Source organism: Virgibacillus halodenitrificans JCM 12304, assembly GCF_001310895.1.
In the GTDB taxonomy this organism is placed as follows: domain Bacteria; phylum Bacillota; class Bacilli; order Bacillales; family Amphibacillaceae; genus Virgibacillus_Q; species Virgibacillus_Q halodenitrificans.
This window is the reverse complement of record NZ_BAZS01000003.1, coordinates 68,924-91,332: the sequence shown is the minus strand read 5'-3', so window position 1 is coordinate 91,332 and position 22,409 is coordinate 68,924. Positions and strand designations below refer to the sequence as shown.

Genomic DNA, 22,409 nt, shown 5'->3' with positions numbered 1-22,409 from the left:
CGAGTATGGTTGTTATGGATTGTCGAGTGCCCTTACTAGTTTTTTAACTGTAGTTTTTACTAACTTTTCTCCATTTTTTGTACAATAGGATAAATACCCCACTTATCAAAAGAACAGCACCAGATAGAAATAGGTTAAAAATTCCTGTTGCTGTATTGGGAAGAAAAGACTGTGTCTGCGAGTTGCCACTGCCAATCATTCCATCAACACTAACTTCAGCTAACTGACTAGTTTTGCCTTCCGCGGTGAACAATATAGAAAACTCAGCATCAAGTCCTTGAAATTCATTACCGAGATACTCTGGGAAAATAACTGTTACTTCCAATTCCTCTTGCTTGGAAGTACTAAGGTCTCTGTCGGAAAGCTTAGTGAAGTCTGCCAGTTTGCCTTCATATAAAACAGTTTTACTGTCATTGATTTCCAACAGTAATTCATTGAATAGCTTCTCCTCCCCATCATTACGTAATGACATTTGATAGGTAAAATCCTTTATACCATTGTTTTGAACGGTGATTGTGCGGGGCGCCCAGTCTCCTGGCTTCATATTGTTGATATTAAATAATACATCTCCTGGTAAAACATTGATGGCTAACTCTTTTTCTTCCTCGTCTGCTGTGACGGAGTTGCCCCCCATTACTATAACTAAGGCCAAGATACAGAATAGAGTAACAACCAATTTCTTAAAAATCATAAGCATCTTCCTTATAGAGAACAGCGAAGGGAAGGCTACTTCGCCTCGGCTGTTCCAGATTTATTCTTATCCTCCAACTGGCCGAGTGCACGCCATATGGTAAATGCAGAGTATCCAAGCATGAGAATACCTGGTAATATCAAAAATACTATACTTCCTTTTGGAGATTGTGAAAAATCAATAATATAGCCTACATAGGGAATGGTAAATCCGTCATAGCTGGCAACAACATTTTCAGCAATTACCGGTTCCGAATCTGCTGCATTGTTGTTATCACCTTTCGTTGTATACATAACACCATTTTCCGATTTGATAACTTCTGCAATTCTATGTGTAATCATGATGTCTTCATCAGCCATAAAAGTAATAACATCATCTTTTTTGAATTTGCTGCCATCATCCGTAGGCTTCACCGCGATAATTGACCCTGTCTGAATACCCGGCTCCATAGAACCTGACAGCACTGTTTTCAGTTGATAGCCAAATACCTGTGGTTCTCCTCCAGAGAGTTTGGTTGATAGTACGATACCTGCTACTGTAATTAGCAACACCATCAAAATGGTAGATACTAATCGATTTACCCATTTCATTACCACTCGTCTTTTCATTACTTTTCATCCTCCTGGTTTTTTTGCGTTTCTTCTTGTTTGGTTACTTTTTCCTCTTCCTGCTTCGCCTGGTCTTTTGACTCTGATTGCTTTTTATCTTCTTTTACCTTATCTTCCTTTACAGGCTCTGGAGTTTTTTCAGTTTTTTCTTCTTTGGTAGGTTCTGACTTCTCCTGTTGGGCTTTTTCAGGTTTCTTTTCTTCCGATTTTTCTTCCTTCACCTGTTCTTTAGGATGTTCTGTTTCTTTTGTATTAACTGATGGTTCATCTTCCTTCTCTACTGGCTTTGTTTTCTTATCCTCCTCTGTCTCACAGGTAACGATAATTTTACCGCTCTCCACAGTATCCTTTTTTAGATGCTCATTCGTCTGATAAACAACAAAAACATAGACGCCCGGTTTGTCTGTTTTATAGGTTAATTGAATACTCTCTCCTTTTTTGAGTGCTTTAATTTTCCCTTCATTTTCAGCTAACTTTAGTTTCTTACCTTGATTCTTTGGGTTACCTTTTTCGCCATAATAGATCTCATACCTGCTGTCATGTCCCATGTCACTTTTCCCACTATTTTTTATGTTAACCTTTAATAATTTATCGCCACACGCTTTTATCCTTTGCGTCTTCTTGTCTGTAAATTTTAATCTGCTTTCATCTATTGCTTCTTCAGGCACATCAGTTTCTTCTATTTCCCATGTTCCCATGGAAAGCAGGTTATCAGTATTAATCGTGTCATTAAAATGCGCTGAAGTCCCCCCTGTTAGGTAGGAAGCAGACAACAAAATTAAATACCATGCCAGCGCGATTTTTACTGTTAATAAAAATGATTTATTTTTTGTTTTAAACTTTTTCAACCGGCTATACCGCAAGCTCATCTCCACCTTTACAAATAAAGAATTTACATACATTCACAAACCGGAAATTAGTGTATTACAGGCTTGTGAATATAAATAAACTCAGAAGGAGAAAGGATTCTCCTTCCTTTATTCAATAGTTTTTCCATCACGCTGAACTGCTTCAAACTTCCAATTTAGTTCTATTGTGTCTTTCTGGAAATGATTTTGGTTATTCTCATTATTAATAAATTCTATTTCTACCGAAAATTTTCGGGCTGCTTCCTACTGGAAATTCACCAACTATTTCTTCAGGTGTTTGCTGCAATTCAGCTAAGGTTTTTGGCTCATTAAATACTGCTTTTCCATAATGATTAAATTGAACTTGAATATATTTACCCAAGTCGTCACCATTGTTTGGAGCTCCGTAATCGTTAACTACATAGGAGGAAATTAACTTTATATTTTTTATATCTACATTGCCCTCATTCAACAACTGAAACTCACCGTTTACCGAATCCCCTGGAACCATTTTTTCTACGTTTATGATCTTTTCTTTATTAATTTCCAAATCGAGTAGGCCAGCAGCAAAAGTATTGTTTGTTTCTTCAGTATCGCTAAAATAGGCATATGTGCCGCTACCTATTAAAAATAGTCCAAGTGTAGCCGTCGCGACTGCTGTTAGTATGCTATTTTTTAGATTCATTGAGTTAAACCCCCTTTATAATTATGTAAAGGAAAGAAGGAAGAATTACTTCTCCCTTCTTAACCTACTATTTTGCTACACCTGCACCTTGCTTACCTTCAAATGTCCAAGTTAATTCTAAAGAGTCACCCTGAAATTCGTTTTGATCTGCTCCAGTTTCTACAAATTCATATTGTACATACAATGTATCTTTAGTCCCCGCTGCTAGATTTCCACCTTTTTCAGCTAACCAGCTTGTAAAAATGTTTCCTTCAATTACATCTGGCGACATATTTTTCAAGTCTGCTAATGTAGTAGAGTAAATAGGTGCATCAAGCTTATCTGCGTTTATTAAGAAATTAACTCGAATATACTGGCCAAGATCCTCTACATTATTTCCATCTACATCTGTAACTGTATAATCCGTTTCTAGATTAATGGTTGCAATATCTAGAGAACCCCCATTAACTAAATCAAATGAACGCAACATAGTATCTCCTGGCTTAATATTCTCAACATCAATTACTGTCGTCGGATTAGCACTTAAATCCAATGTACCCGCTGCAAAGTTTCCGGTAGCTTCTGCCTGATCACTAAAATAAGCAAACGTCCCTCCACCAATAAGTCCTACTCCTAATACTGCTGTTGCGATTCCCATACCTAGCTTTTTCTTAATACTCATTTTTACATTCCTCCAAATTTATAATATTATTTTCTTACAGATAAATAGATTGGATAAAAGCTTCTCGCTGTTGTAAGCAAGTACTTTCTACATGATTCACAGCCAATGAACAAAACGATTTCCGCTTTTGCACTCTACAGCGAATATCCTCCTTTCCTATGTAACTCATTCGTTCTTTATGACTATTATTTTGTTCTTTTTAAAGAACGATTAATTGAAGTATAGGACATTTCTCACAGATTGAAAAACCTCAAAAACAGCCGTTTATTCTATATAAAGAACAAAATTCTCTTGCTTACAACTAATTACGGCTGTTTACTTAGTTTTATAAATTATTTATTCTTATTTAAGAACAATTTAACTACTCAAATTAAAAAGGTAACTCCTTCCAAAACTGTGGTAAATCTTATATACTAAGAGAAATGGTGTAAGGAGATTCGTCCTATGAAAAAGCTTGCTATACTTTTAGTGTTCTGTGGAATAGTTTTCTTAAGCTATGGGGGCTATCAATGGTATAAAACAACAAACGCCCAAAAAGAATCCTTGGCCGAAGCGGAAAATTTACTTAAAAAAGTCAATGCCGCTTCTGAAAAGCAATCACCTGGAACTAGTTTTTCCCCACAGCATGGTGAAACATCAGGAATTTTACATATCCCTAAACTAGAGGCAGACTTGCCAATTGTGGAAGGAACAGACGAAGATGATTTAGAAAAAGGTGTTGGACATTATAGTGGAACTGCGTATCCACAACAGGACGACCAAATCGTTTTATCGGGACATCGTGATACCGTCTTTCGTCGTATGGGAGAATTGCAGCTTGGTGACATTTTGACGGTAAAGTTGCCATATGGTGACTTTTCCTATGAAATTGTGGAGACAAAGGTAGTTCCGGCAGATGATTTATCTGTAATTGCTTCCACTGCACCTAATGAAATCCTAACCGTTACAACCTGTTATCCATTTTCCTATATCGGGAATGCTCCTGATCGTTATATTATTACAGCAACTCCAACTAAAGTTCAGAATAAATAGACGCTTAAAATGTTTTTCGTTATAATTTAGAAGTAGTTTTAATTTTTTTACACATGCTATAAATTGCATACATTGGTTAAAGGAGAATGAATGTGGAATCACGATTAGATAAACGAAAAGGTAAAAAGAAACGGAAATGGCCCTTCTGGCTTGCGGGAATAATCATAGTCTTCCTCTTAATAGGTGGAGGATTTGCATATTATGTATGGGACAAGCTAGGGGATACTGTGGAGACAATGCATACACCTCTTGCAAGAGATAATGATCCGGATCGGCAAAAACAACTTGACTCCATTTTAAAAAACAAAAAATCTCTTAATATCCTTCTACTAGGAGTAGATGAACGCGAAGGTGATAAGGGACGTTCGGATACAATGATTTTATTGTCCTTAAACCCCAAAATGAATTCGATGATGATGTTTAGTATACCAAGGGACACCTACGTGAATATTCCAGGTCGTGGCATGGATAAGATCAATCACGCCTATGCATTTGGGGATGTGGAATTATCCATTCAAACAGTGGAAGATGCTTTCGACCTTCCCGTCCATTATTATGCTAAGGTAAATATGGAAGGATTCCAGCAAGGGATTGATGCTTTAGGTGGCATCACAGTAAAAAATAACCAGGAATTCTCTCAGGGTGGAGAGAATTTTACAAAGGGGACTCTCCAATTAAATGGAGAAGAAGCTTTGAAATACATCCGTATGCGTAAAAACGACCCCCGCGGAGACCTTGGCCGAAACGAAAGGCAACGTAATGTAATTACAGCTGCCATGAACAAGGCAGCCAACTTCTCAAGCATAACTAAAGTTGGCGACATACTTGAAATTCTCGGTGGTAATGTTCAAACAGATATGGACATGGATACAATGCAGAATTTATTCAGTAATTATCGGGATGTTCGTAAAACAACAAAAACGCTCGAAATTGATGGCAGTGGTCAAAAGATTAATTCTATTTGGTACTATGTGGTACCTGATTCAGAATTTGAGCGTATCCAACAAGAGATCACCAATCATATGGAAGCAAAATAATTAAAGAACAAAAGCGTAAGCGCCTTGATCACCCCCGACTAGCTTAAGATGAGCCTCTAGGTGGTGATCTTTACCACAAAGAGGCTTGACTTAAGACCTCGAGGGGGTAGGCGCTGGAGCTGGAAATGGCTAATTCAGTAATACAAATTATCCATAGGTTCTAAAATTTATAGTTTCCTAAGCAACGAAAAAGTCACCTGGGCATATTTTCCTTGTGACTTTTATTTTCTTACTTTTCTTAAAGCAAATCCACTTTTGATGTGAGTGGAGAAGGAGGTACTTATGAAAAAAGTTATTTTATTATTTTCCATGTTGCTTATTATATTTCTCATTTCTTGTTCCAATGATGAAGTTACCCCAAATGAACGTTTTGAGACTTATGTAAAACAATGGAATAAACAGAAGTTCAAGGACATGTATAACATGCTCTCCACAAAAACAAAGGAAACGTATTCTCCAGAGAATTTTATTGACAGATACGACAAAATCTATGGTGATTTAAATATATCAGATTTAAAAATTGAAATGGATAAACTGGACGAAGAAAAGTTGGATACGGCCATGGACGAAGGCAAGGCAACGATCCCGTTTAAAGTGACAATGCAGAGTATTGCTGGACCAATCACTTTTGATTATGAAGCAAAATTAGTTCAGGAAGAAAAAGAAGAGGAAAAAGATTGGTTTTTACAATGGGATCCTGGTTTTATTTTTCCAGCAATGAAAGATGGTGGAGAGGTCAATCTTCATACCACTGCCCCACAACGAGGTGAAATCCTTGATCGAAACCAAATGCAGCTGGCAATTAATGCACCTGTCTATGAGATTGGCGTAATTCCTGAGAAAATGGGTCCAGATTCTGACAAGGCAAAAAAAGAACTTGCCGGCCTCTTAGGTATGTCGGTCGAAGAGATTGATAAAGCATTAAATGCCAATTGGGTAGAACCAGATCTATTTGTACCTTTAACAAAAATACCAACAACAAAGGAAGACTTGTTAGACAAACTCTTTCAAGTAAATGGTGTAACAAACAAAGAGGTGACTGGGCGAGTTTATCCAGCCGGAAAAGCGACTGCCCATCTCGTTGGCTATGTAGGAAAAGTTACCGCAGAAAATTTGGAAGAAGTGGAGCCTGGTACTTACGGGCCAAATGATGTGATAGGTAAACGAGGGTTAGAACAGTTATATGAAAAGCAGCTCCGCGGAGAACAAGGTGCTCAGATAACCATTACCAAGGATGGCGAAGAGGAAACACTTCTTGCTGAGAAGCCAGTGAAAAATGGAGAAAACGTTACTGTGACGATTGATGTAAATGTACAGGAGAAAATATATAAATCCTTTGACGGGGATGCAGGAACTGCAACAGCGATCAACCCAAAAACCGGTGAGACACTTGCCCTTGTCAGTAGTCCGTCATTTGACCCTAATGATATGCTCTATGGCACCAGTGACTCCATGTGGAAGGATCTGCAGGAGGATGAAAAAAAACCTTTGCTTAACCGATTTTCTGCTACATTTGCCCCGGGCTCTGTAATTAAGCCAATTACTGGTGCAATTGGGTTAAATAATGGAACAATTAAGCCAGGTGAAGGTATTAAAATAGAAGGACTGAATTGGAGCAATGGAAAGGGGTGGGGAGATTACCAAGTCCACCGTGTTTCAGAATCTAATGGACCCGTTGATCTTACAGACGCACTCGTACGATCGGATAATATCTTCTTTGCTATGAAGGCAGTTGAAATGGGAAGTGAAGCATATGTTAAGGGCTTGAAGCAGTTTGGCTTAAGTGAGAAAATGCCGTATGAATATCCGATTGCAGCTTCTACAATATCTTCAAATGGGAAGTTAGAGGATGAAGTTCTTTTAGCCAACTCAAGCTACGGACAAGGAGAGTTAGAAATGAGCTCCCTTCACCTTGCAACAGCTTATACTACTTTTCTAAATGGTGGTTCCATGCTAAAACCAACTCTTCTTACTAGTGAAGATAAAGGACAGATTTGGAAAAAAGATTTAATTACAAAAGATCAAGCGAATCACATTCAAGAAGCTTTACGCAAAGTGGTTGAAAAAGGTACTGCCTCAAAATACGCAAAAAACGCTGAGTTTCCTGTTTCAGGTAAAACCGGTACTGCAGAGTTAAAACTTACTAATGAAGGTGGCGGAGAGGAAAACGGTTGGTTTGTTGGCTATCCTACGGAAACTCCTGATATCTTAATAGCTATGATGGTGCAGCAGACACAGGACCGTGGAGGCAGTGGCTATACCACTAAAAAGGTTATCGAAGCTTTAAATGATATAAAATAAAACAAAAGGCACTTCCGATAGAAGGAAGTGCCTTTTCACAGCAATTTTACTAATTCATAAAATGAACTTTCGTCCCTAGTGTCAAGTGCTTTGTCAATCAATCTGGAAAGATTAAGCTTCTCCAATTGCTCAATAATGGTGTCACTCTCTTTTTTTGTAGTCGTTTTCGGTGATTTATTAAAGTATGGCTCCGCTAAAGAATTTAACTGATATATAAACTCAGGAATAGCAACAAGATCAGTCATTTTACGAAAAATTACATCTTTACCTCGCTGGAAAGCAAAAGTATCATGAATGTTCTCTATCTTTTTTGTTTTACGGTGGATGCGAATTTCTTTTGATTCAATTGGTACAAACTGATAAACCTTATTGTCAATGATCACAGAAAAATATTGGTATGCAAGCACGATTCGTACATGGTTTGTTTCTGCTTTAATATAATAAGGCTTTAGCATCTTCACAATCATTTACGTCCACCTCCATCTAATACAGAGTGTACAGAAAAAACCTTATCTAAATTTTCTGTAAATTTATTTTACTATATAATTACCTTTTTAACAAGACTATTTCCATCTTAAATTCTAAAAAAAGCAGCTTAAGTATCCATTCAAGCTGCCCACACCCTTTAATCTTGTATCATATTTATGATGAAATTATTTATTTCTTGTACCTCTGTTTTAGTAATGGTATATTTCTGTTCCTCCTTCTCCATCGCTTCCCCAGCTATCTTTAATTCTTCTATTCCCTTCTTCATATACGATTTATATCTGTTATTTAATTCATGTATACGAGCAGCATGAGCTTCGTCTGTCCCCGGGCTTATTAATTTTTCATACATATCGATTATTTTATCACTTGCTCTATCAGGAAAGAATTCATGAGGATCTGTACTGTCAAATATACAAAAATTCATTTCAGGTACGAACACCATATCTACACTATTTGGATCAAAACTACAATAATAAAGCTCTACATCATAACCGTAATCCTCACACGCACTAGCTACTTTCTTCATTAACGTAGACTTTCCAGTTCCTGCTCTCCCCTTTATAAAATAAGCGTTAGAGACCTGTTCAAGTAAGTGAGGTACCACGTTGACAACTCCATCCTTTGTATTCGTTCCAAATAGTCTGGTACGTCTACTGGCATTCCGGTTTATCTTCGGGAATTCTGCTAGCACCATGTTAATAAAATCACTTGTAAGCTGGTTTGCTTTCTCAAAATCCATCTCATTAATGTATACTTCTTCAAGATCATCATGCACTGAAAGTCCCGTTTTAAAAGATTGATGTGCTTCTTCAAGATGATGAATATGTGCTTTGGAAGCTGTTGTGCTTGGTTCACCTTTAATAAATAAATTCAAATCCAACTCAAATGCTCCAGTAACCTCTGAAGCAATATGGTCACTAACTATAGCAATCGATTTATCTCTTACAATTACGCCATCCAGAAACTCTTTACCAAAAGCACTGAGGAAAATCTCGTAATCGTTTTTTTTCTGTTTTTTTATAAACTCGTTTATTACCATTGTTTTTAAGGTAAGTGACGGGTGTCTTAAAATAACAACTTGATTTATATCTTCTATATTTGATTTAAGATGGTTAACGAGTCCTTTGGCTGTATTTCCCGAAACATAATAGTATTTTTTATTCAATTAAACACACCCTTTTTATGTTTCTTCTATATTATGTATATTCTGTAATACTGGTGAATTATGCTAATTGAATTTCGGAAGTCAGAATGGGTCAATAGGAAAATAAATTTAGTTATTAAAAATCCGAACCGATTCACTTAATGCTAAGTCACAGTTCGGATTTTCCTTATCACGGTCGTTTTTAAAAATAAGCTTTGTATTATTCAGCTATTTCTTTCCTCTCATCCTCAGTAAAGACTCTTGATCGTGTTAAGAAACGTTTCCCCTCAGGTCCTTCAAGAGAAAACATTCCTCCACGGCCCTTAACAGCATCAATAATCAATTGAGTGTGCTTCCAGTAATTATATTGATCCTTTGAAATATAAAAAGGTGTATCTGCAATTTCACCTAATAACAAGTCAGATTCACCTACACGAAATTCTCCTCGTTGATAACACATTGGTGAACTGCCATCACAACAGCCACCAGATTGGTGAAACATTAAATCACCGTGAATCTCCTTTAAACTATTAATCAATTTAATTGCTTCTTCTGTTGCAGTTACCCGCTCTACCATAGTCCATCACCCCCTAATACTAACTTCCATCAGTACTTATACGTGTAGATAAAAAAGTTTAATTGCCAGCAGGGAGACATCGTTACATTTGGTTGGTGGTGCAGAAAAAGAGCTAATATAAAAATTAGCTCTTTTCTATTTAATCAAGCTTCACAAAAACACCTTCTAAAATAACCCTGCTGCACCTTCACTGTAGCTGATGAGGAGATTTTTTGTTTGCTGATAATGGTCAAGCATCATAAGATGGTTCTCTCTTCCAATACCAGATTTTTTATAACCTCCAAATGCTGCATGTGCTGGATACTGGTGATAACAATTTGTCCATACTCGCCCTGCTTCAATTCCTCTTCCAAAACGGTATGCCGTATTTATATTTCTTGTCCAAACACCTGCACCTAATCCATACAATGTGTCATTAGCAATTTCCATTGCCTCCTCCTTACTTTTAAACGTAGTTACGGACAGAACAGGCCCAAAGATTTCTTCCTGAAAGACACGCATATTATTTTTCCCTTTAAAAATAGTTGGTTCAACGTAATATCCACTTTCCAGTTCACCTTCCAATTTATTTACATTGCCCCCAACTAAGACTTCTGCACCTTCTTCCTTACCAATATCCAGATATGATTTAATCTTTTCCATTTGTTCTTCGGATGCTTGTGCCCCCATCATGGTGTCTGTATCTAATGGATGACCGATTTTAATTTGTTTTACCCTTTCTACCGCTCGTTCCATAAATTTATCATAAATGGACTCATGTACTAACGCTCTCGATGGACATGTACACACTTCACCTTGGTTGAGGGCGAACATAACCATCCCCTCGATTGCTTTATCTAAAAATCCATCATCATGGTCCATTACATCTTCAAAGAATATATTTGGTGACTTACCACCAAGCTCCAATGTAACAGGAATAATATTTTCAGAAGCATATTGCATAATTAAGCGGCCTGTGGTTGTTTCACCAGTGAAAGCTATTTTAGAGATACGGCTGTTTGAAGCAAGAGGCTTACCAGCTTCAACCCCAAAGCCATTCACAATATTAACTACTCCTGGGGGAAGCAAGTCCTGAATAATCTCCATGAACACATGGATGGAGGCAGGTGTCTGTTCAGCTGGTTTTAAAACAACACAGTTTCCCGCAGCCAAGGCAGGTGCCAGTTTCCAAGTAGCCATCAGCAACGGAAAATTCCATGGAATAATCTGACCTACAACTCCAAGTGGCTCATGGAAATGGTAAGCAACCGTATCTTGGTCGATTTGACTGATACCACCCTCTTGGGCCCGGATTGCCCCGGAAAAATAACGGAAATGGTCCACCGCTAAAGGAATATCTGCTGCAAGTGTTTCTCTTACAGCCTTTCCGTTGTCCCAAGTTTCCGCAACTGCCAGTCGTTCCAGGTTTTCTTCCATTCGATCTGCTATCTTATTTAAGATATTTGCACGCTCCGCCACGGAAGTATTTGCCCATGAATCTTTTGCTTCATATGCTGCATCAATGGCTGCCTCAACATCGTCCTTTGTTGACCTAGCAACCTCACAGAATACCTTTCCTGTTACAGGACTAATATTTTCAAAGTACTTTCCATTAGTAGGTTCACGGTACTCTCCACCAATAAAATTATTATACCTTTCTCTAAAATTTACTAGAGACCCATCTGTATTAGGATTTGCGTACCTCATATAATTCCTCCTCTTTTTTGTAAACGTTTACATAAATGATGAAGAACTAAAGCTGTTTGTCTACTAATTAGTATACTACTCTATTCTGAATTATTGCAAATATCTGCTTAATAGAATATTTTTTGTAGCTGGCTTACTAGTGTATTTTCAAAAGTTTACATCAACTTTTAGATTATGTCGGTAGATTTTATAGGTCTATTTCAACTGTTGTAGTATAAACTTTACCTTGCACTTACCATATGTATTTAGGTTTTATTTGCAAAATGAAACCCCTGACAGTCCATCTGACAGGGGGTTCATGAAACGAAGCTATAGAAAGACGATGGAAGGAACTCCACCGTCAATGCTTGAAATATATAGTAATTAATAATATCAACTAATATAGCTCCGCCTTATTCTAGAGATACTAAACTTTACTTACTTAACTTCTGGAAGAACTCGTACTTCCTGCTTCATTGTCGAGTGACAAAGTGGGCATTCAGGCTCCTCACTGAAACTGTAAGATTCTCTCATCCAACCTTGGCATTCCTCACTAGTACATGACCAGACGTTGGTCTCCACCTCTGGTACTGGCTCTTTTGGTCCACGAGAAAATGACATCGTAGCATCTCCTTTCCTATACACCTCTATTATACGCCTTTATTACCAACAAAGGAAGGGCTTTAGAATACTTCCTTGTTAAACCCAACCTTAACATACTATGTACTTATTTCTAGATATATTCATCCATAAGTTAAGTATTGACATATAAATAAAGAACTATACTTAGGCATATATAGCAAAGGCTTAAAGTACAAAGCGCTCTATTGCTTTAGCTACACCGTCATTGTTGTTTGTATCTGTTACATAATCTGCAGCTTTTTTGATAGCTTCCTGTGCATTCCCCATTGCTACACCAATTCCCGCTGCTTGAATCATTTTCATATCATTCAGGCTATCCCCTACTGCCATAACCTCTTGCATCGTGAAATCAAGCTTCTTACATACCGTTTCAAGGGCACTTGCTTTACTAACTCCCTTAGGATTAGCTTCTAAATTAGTTGGCAATGAGTTGGTTAACTCAAGACCTTCGATATACGAAAGCTCCTTAACCATTTTATCCAGCTTTTCTTTATCGTAAGAATCACAACCAAATTTTAGCCATTTATAATCTTGGAAGCTCCTTGGCGGTGTTTCACGGAATACTCCCTCTGTGGAAACAATCCACATCGATAAACCTATTTCCTTACCAAGTGTCCACATTTTTTCCATTGTATCTGCATCCAATAAATGCTGTTCAATTATTTCCTTCTCAACTGTATAAATTTCGCCTCCGTTGGAAGTTATTAGGTAAGAGGGTAATTTTAAGGTCACAGCATAGGGATAACAGGATTGTAGCCATCGGCCAGTGCTTAATACGACATGCACTCCTTTTTCAAGTGCTTTTTCAATTACCTTTTTCGTATAATCGCTTACTTCATGCTCATTAGTTAATAATGTACCATCCATATCTAATGCCACTAACTTGATCTCTTTTTTCATTTGTTCCATAATAAATTCCTCCTTTATTGTGTTCGTTGTTGTTCTTGATTGACCTTAAAATCATAAAACCGGGTAGTGATAAATGGAATGATCAATAGAAATAGTAAAACAAAAAATAATAATTCAATATTAAACGTATCCACAATAAAACCACCAAATACAGGCCCAATCATTCTTCCAGCTGCTCCAACACTGTTTACGACACCTTGGTAAAATCCTGCTCTTCCTTTTGGAGCAAGTGAATTTGCTAACGAAGGTATCGCTGGCCAAAAAAGCATTTCGCCAACAGTTAAAATAACCATTGCCACAGCAAACATAGTAAAATCCCTTGCAAACATTGCTATAATAAACGAAGCTATAAAAATAACCGTTCCGATATAGATATGCTTTTTTTCTGATGTGACTTTGTTTGATACCCATTTAACCAGAGGCTGGCCTAGTACAATTAGAAAACCATTTATCGCCCAAAGTGCACTGTATTGTTCGAGCGGTATTCCTATATCCTGGGTGTGGGAAGCAATGGTGGATTGCCATTGACTATAGGAAATCCATGCAATCAAAAACCCTCCACACAATATAAACAATCCAGCAAATGCTGATTTATTTCTAATTTTCCCACTTTGTTCAAGTACAGAAGTGTGCATCTGTCTATCACGTTCATTATCCAAAGGCTTAAATGTAAAAAGTACAATTAAAAAAAAGACAATAAACAAAGATGCATTAGCAATAAATATATAATCAAACGATATACTGGCTACATACCCTCCAATAGTAGCTCCTAATGCAACTCCAAGGTTTTGTGCAACATAAATAGCATTGAAAGAACGGCGCCCGCCCTCCGGCCAAAGTGATCCTGCCATTGCAAACATAACCGGCCAGGTAATCCCATTCCCAAAACCTATAATCACGAGTAAAATCGCATAGGCAGTAATTACATCATGTGTAAATACTAAAACTAAGGTTGCAGCCATCGCCAAGCCTGTCCCATATAGAATCGTCTTATAGGCGCTAAATCGATCAAAAAGAGCCCCTCCAATAAGATTGCCCACAATTGCTGCTCCTTGGTTAAACATTAAAATCAGCCCTGCAAACGCAAGGCTCTTTCCAAGTTCGTTATGCATATAGATTGTATTTAATGGCCATAAAAATGACCCGCCAGTGACATTAATTGTTGTTGCTATTACTAATAGCCAAATATACTTTGGCATCCTCATCATCTCGCATTCTCGTGTTAGTATCTAAGATATTCTAATATATTTCGAGTGACTAAGCAACGGATTAATGAGAGAAATATTTTATATGTTTAGCAACACGTTTTATCTATAAGAAATTAAACGAAGAAATTTTAAATACTTCTTCTACTTGCAGTGGTTCTGAATGCTAGCGAGAGGGCATATGCTTTCGAATCATGCCAAGGGTGACTAATTCTCTTTCAAGTCTTATTACACGCTCCTGAGCCTCTTCCACACTTATAGGATAGAAGCTCACTTCACTTTTTGGAGGCAACTGAGCAATTTTAGGCAAGTCTGTAGAGATAACCGTACCAATTCTTGGATATCCCCCTGTTGGCTGGCGATCTGCCATAAGAATAATAGGTTGCCCATTTGGCGGGACTTGAATTCCTCCAAATGGAATGGCATCAGACCAAATATCCTGCTTTATTGTACCCACTTTTTTTGAATTGGATAAACGATATCCCATACGGTTCGAATTGGGTTCCACAAGAAAGGTCTTATTAAAGAACTCTTTTCTTTCATTGCTTTTAAAACTGGACATATGTGGCCCTTCAATCACTGCAACTTCAATAGAGGTTGCATACGTGGGAATAAGATGCTTTGATAGACCAACTCCCTTTTTCTCGCTTTTGGGAAAGCCATTAAGCGTACTGTATTTATCCAGGGTTTGTCCAATTCCACTCCGTATATCAGTAGACTGACTTTGAAATAGTACAGGAACATCAAATCCTCCAGCAACAGAAATATATGCGCGGACACCTGAATGGTATTTACCAAATGATAACACATCACCTTTTTCTAATCGGAAAGTTGACCACATGGGGCGCGATTGGCCATTTACTTCAGGTTCTAAGTTGGCACCCGTGATTGCTACCGTTATCTCAGCCATTGCTTGAAGCTTCGGACCAATTAAAGTGACTTCCAAAGAGACAGTATTCCTCGTATTACCTACCAATATATTTCCAATTTGAAATGCATATAGATCCATGGCTCCAGCTACCGGGAGTCCATATTTCTGGAAACCGATTCTCCCCATGTCTTGAAAAGTTGTATAAATACCTGGTTTAATTACTTGAAAAATAGGACTGCTATCCATTGTATTACTCCTTTACTACCGCTTCATTTAAAAACCGACATCCAAATTAGTTGCTTACCCCCTTGATTTGTATGCCTTGTTCTTTAAGTATCTGCCTTAGCTTTTTCACAAAGTTTACCGCGTTTGAACCATCACCATGAACACATACCGTGTCTGCTTCAAGAGGAATTATTTCTCCAGTCACGGAAAATACTTCCCCTTTATCTATCATTCTTCTAACTTGCTCTGCAGCTGTCTCCGTGTCATCTATTAAAGCACCATCTCTATTCCTTGGCGTTAGCTTTCCATCTGCTTGGTAGGTTCGGTCAGCAAATACTTCTGAAGCTACTTGTAAACCAATTTGATGGCCGGCTTTCACTAATTCACTACCAGCCAGGCCATATAATATGAGCTGAGGATCTACATCATGTATAGCTCTTGCAATAGCATCTGCCGCTCCGCGCTTATTTGCAGCCATATTATAAAGCGCTCCATGAGGTTTTACATGGTTCAGGTTCACTTGATGCACAGTACAGAATGCTTGTATGCTCCCTATTTGAAAGACCATCATTTGATAAATCTCTTTATTTGTATATGGGATCAGCCTTCTGCCAAATCCCGCCAGGTCGGGAAAACCGGGATGAGCACCAATACAAACATTGTATGCCTTTGCTAATTCTACCGTTTTATTCATCACATGCGGGTCACCCGCATGACCGCCACATGCAATATTAGCCGAACTAATATATTTTATAATTTCCTCATCCGCGCCAAATGAATAAGCTCCAAAACCTTCTCCCATATCACAGTTTAAATCTATATATTTATTCATAAAATTCTTCCTCTATTTTTAATTTATACGTTTTTTCTACAATCTTCTCCTCTATGGAGGAGAATTTCTTTGCAGTTACCTCTTCAAATTTAACATAATCACCTGCTCGAAATAGAAATTCATCCCCTTTATTATAAATATCAAAAAGAGTTATTGGTGTTTTACCTATAATATTCCATCCACCTGGTGATTCTAAAGGGTAGATTCCAGTTTGTTCATACGCTATTCCAATGGAACCTGGGGGAGTTCTGTCTCTTGGCTTATCTAAGCGTGGAGTAGCAAGACGTTGCTCCAAGCCTCCTAAATATGGAAATCCTGGTAAGAACCCCAACATATAAACCAAGTAGTTGGGCTTTTGATGAAGTTCAATAACTTTAGATACTGTCAAAGCATTTTGATTCGCGACACGCTCCAAATCCGGTCCCCATTCTCCACCGTATAGTACTGGAATAGTGAGTCTCCTGGAAATTACATTTTCTTTATGGAGGGGTATATCCTCCAACTGTTTTATCTGGGTACTAAGTTGTTTATATGTACTTACATATGGCTTATAATAAAGTGTTATAGAATCAAAGGCAGGGACCAATTCAATTATTGCATCATTTCCCATGTTTTCGAGGTAATTACAGAACATCTTTATCTTATAGATGAGTTTAGATGAAACATTCTCATTAAAAGAGATTCTTATACCCGTATCTCCAACAGGATCTATGGTGAAGTTCATATCATTTCCATCCCTTCAGTTCTTTAACTAAATGATAGCATACTATGTTGAAATACTTCGAGTATCCTAATTTAATAACTAGTACCAATTTTCTTGCTGGTCAGGTAGAAGACTATTATAATAATTGAACAATGATTCATAAACAGGAGGTATTCGTATGATAATAGAAACATGGAATTGGCTATGGATGAAAAATGATCAAGCGAAACAGTTGCTTTTCTTTAGTGCTCCTCCCACCACACCAAAAGAAGGTGAGCAGAAAAACAGTGAAACATCCGATGATAGCAGCTTAAGTAAAAACAACAACGGGAATGGGAATGGAAAACGTTCCTATAAACCAGCCCAAAAAATTGGTTTGATTGCAGGTCCTGCGCTATTTCTGCTCATACTATTGTTTTTCTCACCAGAAAATTTGTCTAAAGAGGGTATTGCAATTCTTGCTAGTACATCCTGGATTGCTGTTTGGTGGATGACTGAGGCAATTCCTATACCTGCAACTTCATTACTGCCTATTATATTATTCCCATTAACTGGCGGCCTTGATATTGATACAACCACATCTTCTTATGGAAGTGACACAATCTTTCTTTTCATGGGTGGTTTTATGATTGCGCTTGCAATGGAGAAGTGGAATTTGCACCGACGGATTGCACTTACCATTATTTCAATAATTGGTACGAATACAGAACGTATCATATTGGGGTTTATGGTATCCACCGGTTTCCTCTCCATGTGGATCTCCAACACAGCTACAGCTATGATGATGGTCCCCATCGGATTAGCAATCATTTATCAAATATCAGATGCCTTAGAGGATGATCAATCCATTGACACTTCGAAAGAAAATTTTGGTTTCGGTAAGGCTATGATGCTCAGTATTGCTTACTCAGCATCACTTGGAGGGATTGCCACCTTGATTGGTACACCACCTAATGCAGCTTTAGCAGGCGTAATAAAAGAAATGTACGGAATAGAATTATCCTTTGCATCATGGATGCTATTCGGTGTCCCTATTGCGTGGGGGTTTATTTTTATTGTATGGTTTTATCTTGTGAAGATAGCTTACCCGTTGAAAGTGAAACAACTGCCAGGTGGTCAATCCGTTATAAAAGAGGAAAAGAAGAAGCTTGGCTTGCCTTCATTTGAGGAGAAAGCAGTGTTCGTAGTATTTATTTTAACTGCTTTTGCATGGATCACACGGTCATTTATTCTAACAGCAATTAATCCAAATATCAGTGATGCAATTATTGCTATGACTGCAGCTATCATTCTATTTATTATTCCAGCAAAAAAAAATAAAGGAGATTTTTTGCTGGATTGGCAGACAGCTGTTAAATTACCGTGGGGAATTCTTTTGTTATTTGGTGGTGGACTTGCTATTGCATCTGGCTTTACAGCTTCTGGATTGTCTGATTGGATTGGAGGACAATTAAATGCACTACAAGGTATTAATATATTTATCGTTCTTCTACTAGTTGCTGCCTTGGTTATTTTCTTAACAGAGATTACTTCGAATACGGCTACTGCCAATATGATGTATCCAATCATGGCTGCACTTGCAGTCGCTCTAGGTATCCACCCGTATGCTGTAATGATTGTAGCTGCGGTAGCTGCATCTTGTGCATTTATGCTTCCGGTAGCTACCCCTCCTAATGCTGTCGTATTTGGTTCAGGCTATTTGCGGATACCTGATATGGCCAAGGCAGGATTTGCTTTAAATATTTCAGGCATTCTGTTAGTAACTCTAGCAGTCTATTATTTGCTTCCACTAGTTTGGGGTATCGATCTCACTACCATTCCGGATTTTGTTAAAAAATAACCTTTATTAAAAAAGAGGCGCAACCTTAGATTGCACCTCTTTTTTATTACGTTCTAGCAAAACGAATGGAAACCATCCTTACAAAGATCAGATACGTAATTGGTAAACATCCAACGAAGATAATTAGTCCGAGCCACCCACTTTTTTCCCATAAGGGGGCAAGTGCCGTGCTTCCCAGACTCACACCAATATAGTATGCTACAAGATACAAGCTGGAAGCACTCCCTTTATGATGGTCGGCCTGATCAGTAACAGACGTAGCTGTTAAAGAATGAGCTGTAAAAAAGCCTAGACAGCTAACACATAGACCAATCACAATAATAGGAAGAGAATGACTTAATGTCAAAAATACACCTAAGGAGAGAATAATAATACCCAACATACGAACCTTTCGCAAACCAAAGTATCCGGCCACCCAGCCAGCAAGCGGGGCTCCAATTACACCTAATCCATAAGCAAAAAACATATAGGAAATGGCATGTAAAGATAAAGAAAATGGCTCTTCTTGCAGGTGAAAAGGTAAAAAGGACCAAACACCTGTAAAAGACATTTGCAAAATAATTCCCATACCAAAAACTAATATAAGTGATGGATTTCTTAAGTGATATAAAAATCCTGTCAGATCTTTTCGAAAGGATAGTTTACTTTGTTGGTAAAAACGGGACTCAGGCAACATAATTAAAACAATAAGAAAAACGAATAATCCTATTATTGCAAGAAAGTAAAAAGCAATTTCCCAAGAATAATGATCCGTTATATAACCAGTCATGACTCTTCCAGCCATACCTCCTAAAGCATTACTCGATATATAGAGAGCTGTGGCAACACCTATACTCTTCGGGTCTACTTCTTCATTTAGATATGCCAAAGAAGCTGCTGGCAAACCCGCCAGTGCAAATCCCTGTACCAATCTCAATAGAAGCAACGCCGAAAAGGAATCGAGCAAAGGAACAAGCAAAAAAGGCACGATGGAGCCTAGGAGAGAAAGTTTAATAAACATTGTTCTTCCTTTACGGTCAGAGAGAAACCCAAGGATAATCAAACCGGCTATTAAGCCAATTATGGTTAGTGACAATGTCATGCTGGATTGTGATACAGATACATCAAAAACGGATACGAATACAGGTAATAGCGGCTGCACAGCATACATGGAAGCAAATACAAAAAAAGATGCTAAGGCTAGGCTAATAGTTATCTTCCAAAAATACGGATCGTGAACGGTATACTTCTTTTGTTGATTGTTAACACCCATATTAATTTTGGCTTTCTCCGTCTAATACATATACGTCGCGTCCGGCACTTAATCCAAAGGCCATTACCATTAAAGCAATAATAATTAAAGTTATTAAAGGTATTGCCCAGAGGTGCGTCAAATCATATAAATAGCCAATAAATATTGGACCTGCTGCAGCCAATACATACCCAAGCGCCTGAGCCATTCCTGATAATTCTGCAGCTTGTTTAGCATTTTTTGCTCGCATCCCCAGAAATGCAAGTGCTAAAGCAAACGTTCCGCTCAATGCAATACCAATTATAACTGTACTTATAACTAACATTACATAAGAATTCCCCAGCAATAATCCACTATATCCAATCACCGAGCATGAAGCCATTACAATTACTATCGGACGTTGTGATTTAAATTTGCCTGCTATTACTGGGACAAAGAAGCTTGCAGGTAAACCAATAAACTGCATCATGGACAGCATCCAACCTGCATGAGCGATATCCATACCATAATCATGTAAAATTTCAGGCAGCCAGGAAATCGTTACATAAAATAAAAAAGACTGCAATCCCATAAACGCAGCAACATGCCATGCTAATGGTGATTTCCACATACGATTCTCTGATGGATTAATATAATTTATCTCTTCTGTTTGTTCTTTATTATTATTTTTATTCAAATAAACCCATATAAAAATACCGGTAATAGCTGGCAGACTCCATATTAATAAAGCTAGTTTCCATCCTAACCCCATTCCGGTAGCAATTGGGATACTCAACCCAGACGCTGCCGCAGCAAAGATTCCCATGGCTGTAGAATACAAACTTGTCATCAAAGCTACTCTGGCCGGAAATTTATCTTTTATAACCCCTGGCAAAAGTACGTTACATATTGCAATTCCTAATCCTACAAACAGTGTTCCCGCAAATAATAAAGAAATTAATGAAATCGACCGTGCCGAAATACCAATAGCTAAGAGAATTAAACCAACCATCATAATGCGTTCATTTGTATAGCGGTTAGCTAACCTGGGAACGATTGGTGACATAATTGCAAAAGCGATCAATGGCAGGCTGGTTAATAATCCTACACTCCAATTCGACAAGCCTACATCGTCTCTAATTATACCGATTAATGGGCCAATAGATGTAATAGCAGGACGTAAATTAAATGCTACTACAATTATTCCTATAAATAATAACACCCGATAAGTCTTATCATATTGTTTTGTATTTTGATGTAGCTCCATTCTTGTATCTCCCTTCCAAAATCCTATTTATTAATATAGCATAAGTGTCTTAAAGAAGAGAAAGAATTCCCTTAGATAAGGAGATGTTTTTAGGAATTTCGCAATGAGATAAAGAAAAAGTATCTTACTGTTAATCTACGTAACAGTGCTTGCAGCATAATAGATAACTCATTTGATTGGTATTTTAAAAGTTACAAACTACAAGTAAAAGAAGTTTTTTCAAAGAAGATGAATAGAGGAAACTGGAGGCTGGCTGTAAGGGACATGTACTTAACTTAACAACGTCCCTTTTATATAGCCAAGAATTTACAAAATATTTCCTAGGAAATATTTCATGTTTATTTATGTTCTTCTCCTGATGTGCATGGAACCATGGGTAATAATACTTCCATCTGCTTAACTTTACTTAAAAGCATTGGCTCAAAATAAAAGCATGGTTCTTTATGTAAGTCATTTACACATGAATGAGAATAGAGCAGGCTAGTTACAAAGAACACGTTGGAACAAATTTGGAAATCTTTTTGTATAATAGATCTATTTTCTATAAAGCGGACATTCTTATTCGCAGAAATGATTTTCAACATGGCTACATCTCCCTTAGCATCTATAATCTAATCTATTGATGTATACCTTCTCTGTAATGTTTATAAATTAGGCTGTCTGCCTCCTTCCTTAGTTATTTATACCTATTTCTCAAATAGATATAAATCTATTATGACATAAGAGTCAAGAGAAGCATCGTTCGATAAATATGTCGAAAGCAGTCTCCCTATTCCCTTATTTAACCAATTACCTGTAAGATTGCTTCTACTTTTGTCGAATAAAGACGTATATAATTCTTTATTTACCATTTAAAGTATTTATTTATTAACATGCGTAAATGTTACAAATTTGTGAACTATATAATATAAGTCCCTATGCCTTTAAGAAGCATTACTGAATAGCATGATGCTTGTGACAGAGAGGA

At 37.5% G+C, this 22,409-nt stretch carries 23 protein-coding genes; 4 read left to right on the top strand and 19 right to left on the bottom strand.

Annotated features, from left to right (window positions below):
- Positions 1-43: 43 nt before the first annotated feature.
- The 6 genes from JCM12304_RS02935 to JCM12304_RS02915 all read right to left on the bottom strand — a co-directional run bounded on the left by JCM12304_RS02935 (position 44) and on the right by JCM12304_RS02915 (position 3,493).
- A complete protein-coding gene (locus tag JCM12304_RS02935; protein ID WP_019377772.1) occupies positions 44-691 on the bottom strand; it encodes an LPxTATN C-terminal sorting signal domain in 648 nt (215 codons plus the stop codon).
- A 35-nt stretch (positions 692-726) separates the two neighbouring features.
- Positions 727-1,299, bottom strand: coding sequence for a signal peptidase I SipW (sipW, locus tag JCM12304_RS02930; RefSeq protein ID WP_060678497.1), 573 nt, complete (start codon positions 1,297-1,299; stop codon positions 727-729).
- Positions 1,299-2,162 carry an amyloid fiber anchoring/assembly protein TapA gene (gene tapA / locus JCM12304_RS02925; RefSeq protein ID WP_060678496.1) on the bottom strand — a complete coding sequence of 288 codons (864 nt, stop codon included), beginning with the start codon at positions 2,160-2,162 and terminating at the stop codon, positions 1,299-1,301. Before tapA ends, sipW begins: the two co-directional genes overlap by 1 nt.
- A 114-nt stretch (positions 2,163-2,276) precedes the next feature.
- The gene (locus tag JCM12304_RS20270; RefSeq protein ID WP_369813129.1) at positions 2,277-2,375 is read right to left on the bottom strand and encodes a TasA family protein; all 99 of its coding nucleotides are present in this window, start codon (positions 2,373-2,375) and stop codon (positions 2,277-2,279) included.
- Positions 2,371-2,832, bottom strand: coding sequence for a TasA family protein (locus JCM12304_RS02920; protein ID WP_060678495.1), 462 nt, complete (start codon positions 2,830-2,832; stop codon positions 2,371-2,373). The genes JCM12304_RS20270 and JCM12304_RS02920 overlap by 5 nt, the downstream gene beginning before the upstream one ends.
- A gap of 67 nt (positions 2,833-2,899) precedes the next feature.
- Entirely contained in the window at positions 2,900-3,493 is a 594-nt protein-coding gene (locus tag JCM12304_RS02915) for a TasA family protein (protein ID WP_060678494.1), read from the bottom strand.
- A gap of 444 nt (positions 3,494-3,937) precedes the next feature.
- Here JCM12304_RS02915 and srtD point away from each other — a divergent pair, with 444 nt between their 5' ends.
- From srtD to JCM12304_RS02900, 3 genes are all read left to right on the top strand, one after another.
- Entirely contained in the window at positions 3,938-4,525 is a 588-nt protein-coding gene (srtD, locus tag JCM12304_RS02910) for a class D sortase, LPxTATN-specific (RefSeq protein WP_060678493.1), read from the top strand.
- 92 nt (positions 4,526-4,617) lie between these two features.
- On the top strand, positions 4,618-5,562 hold the full coding sequence (locus JCM12304_RS02905) for an LCP family glycopolymer transferase (protein ID WP_082387960.1): 945 nt from the start codon (positions 4,618-4,620) through the stop codon (positions 5,560-5,562).
- Between the two features lie 282 nt (positions 5,563-5,844).
- Entirely contained in the window at positions 5,845-7,863 is a 2,019-nt protein-coding gene (locus tag JCM12304_RS02900) for a penicillin-binding transpeptidase domain-containing protein (RefSeq protein ID WP_060678491.1), read from the top strand.
- Between the two features lie 35 nt (positions 7,864-7,898).
- On the opposite strand, the gene JCM12304_RS02895 is transcribed toward JCM12304_RS02900, so the two are convergent.
- From JCM12304_RS02895 to pxpB, 10 genes are all read right to left on the bottom strand, one after another.
- Positions 7,899-8,330, bottom strand: a complete 432-nt coding sequence (locus JCM12304_RS02895; protein WP_019377780.1) for an IDEAL domain-containing protein — start codon at positions 8,328-8,330, stop codon at positions 7,899-7,901.
- 158 nt (positions 8,331-8,488) lie between these two features.
- A complete protein-coding gene (locus tag JCM12304_RS02890; RefSeq protein WP_060678490.1) occupies positions 8,489-9,517 on the bottom strand; it encodes a hypothetical protein in 1,029 nt (342 codons plus the stop codon).
- A 199-nt stretch (positions 9,518-9,716) separates the two neighbouring features.
- The gene (locus JCM12304_RS02885) at positions 9,717-10,073 is read right to left on the bottom strand and encodes a DUF779 domain-containing protein (protein ID WP_019377782.1); all 357 of its coding nucleotides are present in this window, start codon (positions 10,071-10,073) and stop codon (positions 9,717-9,719) included.
- A gap of 165 nt (positions 10,074-10,238) precedes the next feature.
- Positions 10,239-11,759 (bottom strand): aldehyde dehydrogenase, encoded by a 1,521-nt coding sequence (gene adh, locus JCM12304_RS02880; RefSeq protein WP_019377783.1) that lies wholly within the window; start codon positions 11,757-11,759, stop codon positions 10,239-10,241.
- A 417-nt stretch (positions 11,760-12,176) separates the two neighbouring features.
- Entirely contained in the window at positions 12,177-12,359 is a 183-nt protein-coding gene (locus JCM12304_RS02875) for a cold-shock protein (protein ID WP_019377784.1), read from the bottom strand.
- Between the two features lie 186 nt (positions 12,360-12,545).
- The gene (locus tag JCM12304_RS02870; RefSeq protein WP_019377785.1) at positions 12,546-13,289 is read right to left on the bottom strand and encodes a Cof-type HAD-IIB family hydrolase; all 744 of its coding nucleotides are present in this window, start codon (positions 13,287-13,289) and stop codon (positions 12,546-12,548) included.
- Positions 13,290-13,303: 14 nt separating this feature from the next.
- Complete coding sequence (locus JCM12304_RS02865; protein ID WP_026041428.1) at positions 13,304-14,488, bottom strand: MDR family MFS transporter; 1,185 nt, start codon at positions 14,486-14,488, stop codon at positions 13,304-13,306.
- A 172-nt stretch (positions 14,489-14,660) separates the two neighbouring features.
- Positions 14,661-15,611 carry a 5-oxoprolinase subunit C family protein gene (locus tag JCM12304_RS02860; RefSeq protein WP_060678489.1) on the bottom strand — a complete coding sequence of 317 codons (951 nt, stop codon included), beginning with the start codon at positions 15,609-15,611 and terminating at the stop codon, positions 14,661-14,663.
- 46 nt (positions 15,612-15,657) lie between these two features.
- Positions 15,658-16,422, bottom strand: coding sequence for a LamB/YcsF family protein (locus JCM12304_RS02855; RefSeq protein WP_060678488.1), 765 nt, complete (start codon positions 16,420-16,422; stop codon positions 15,658-15,660).
- Positions 16,415-17,146: a 5-oxoprolinase subunit PxpB gene (gene pxpB, locus JCM12304_RS02850; protein WP_060678487.1), complete on the bottom strand. Its 732-nt coding sequence runs from the start codon at positions 17,144-17,146 to the stop codon at positions 16,415-16,417. Before pxpB ends, JCM12304_RS02855 begins: the two co-directional genes overlap by 8 nt.
- 157 nt (positions 17,147-17,303) lie before the next feature.
- Here pxpB and JCM12304_RS02845 point away from each other — a divergent pair, with 157 nt between their 5' ends.
- A complete protein-coding gene (locus JCM12304_RS02845) occupies positions 17,304-18,965 on the top strand; it encodes an SLC13 family permease (protein WP_060678486.1) in 1,662 nt (553 codons plus the stop codon).
- A 46-nt stretch (positions 18,966-19,011) separates the two neighbouring features.
- Here JCM12304_RS02845 and JCM12304_RS02840 read toward each other — a convergent pair whose 3' ends face one another.
- From JCM12304_RS02840 to JCM12304_RS02830, 3 genes are all read right to left on the bottom strand, one after another.
- The gene (locus JCM12304_RS02840; protein ID WP_060678485.1) at positions 19,012-20,217 is read right to left on the bottom strand and encodes an MFS transporter; all 1,206 of its coding nucleotides are present in this window, start codon (positions 20,215-20,217) and stop codon (positions 19,012-19,014) included.
- A 1-nt stretch (position 20,218) separates the two neighbouring features.
- A complete protein-coding gene (locus tag JCM12304_RS02835; protein WP_060678484.1) occupies positions 20,219-21,442 on the bottom strand; it encodes a CynX/NimT family MFS transporter in 1,224 nt (407 codons plus the stop codon).
- A 338-nt stretch (positions 21,443-21,780) separates the two neighbouring features.
- Positions 21,781-22,026 (bottom strand): hypothetical protein, encoded by a 246-nt coding sequence (locus JCM12304_RS02830; protein ID WP_060678483.1) that lies wholly within the window; start codon positions 22,024-22,026, stop codon positions 21,781-21,783.
- Between the last annotated feature and the right edge of the window lie 383 nt (positions 22,027-22,409).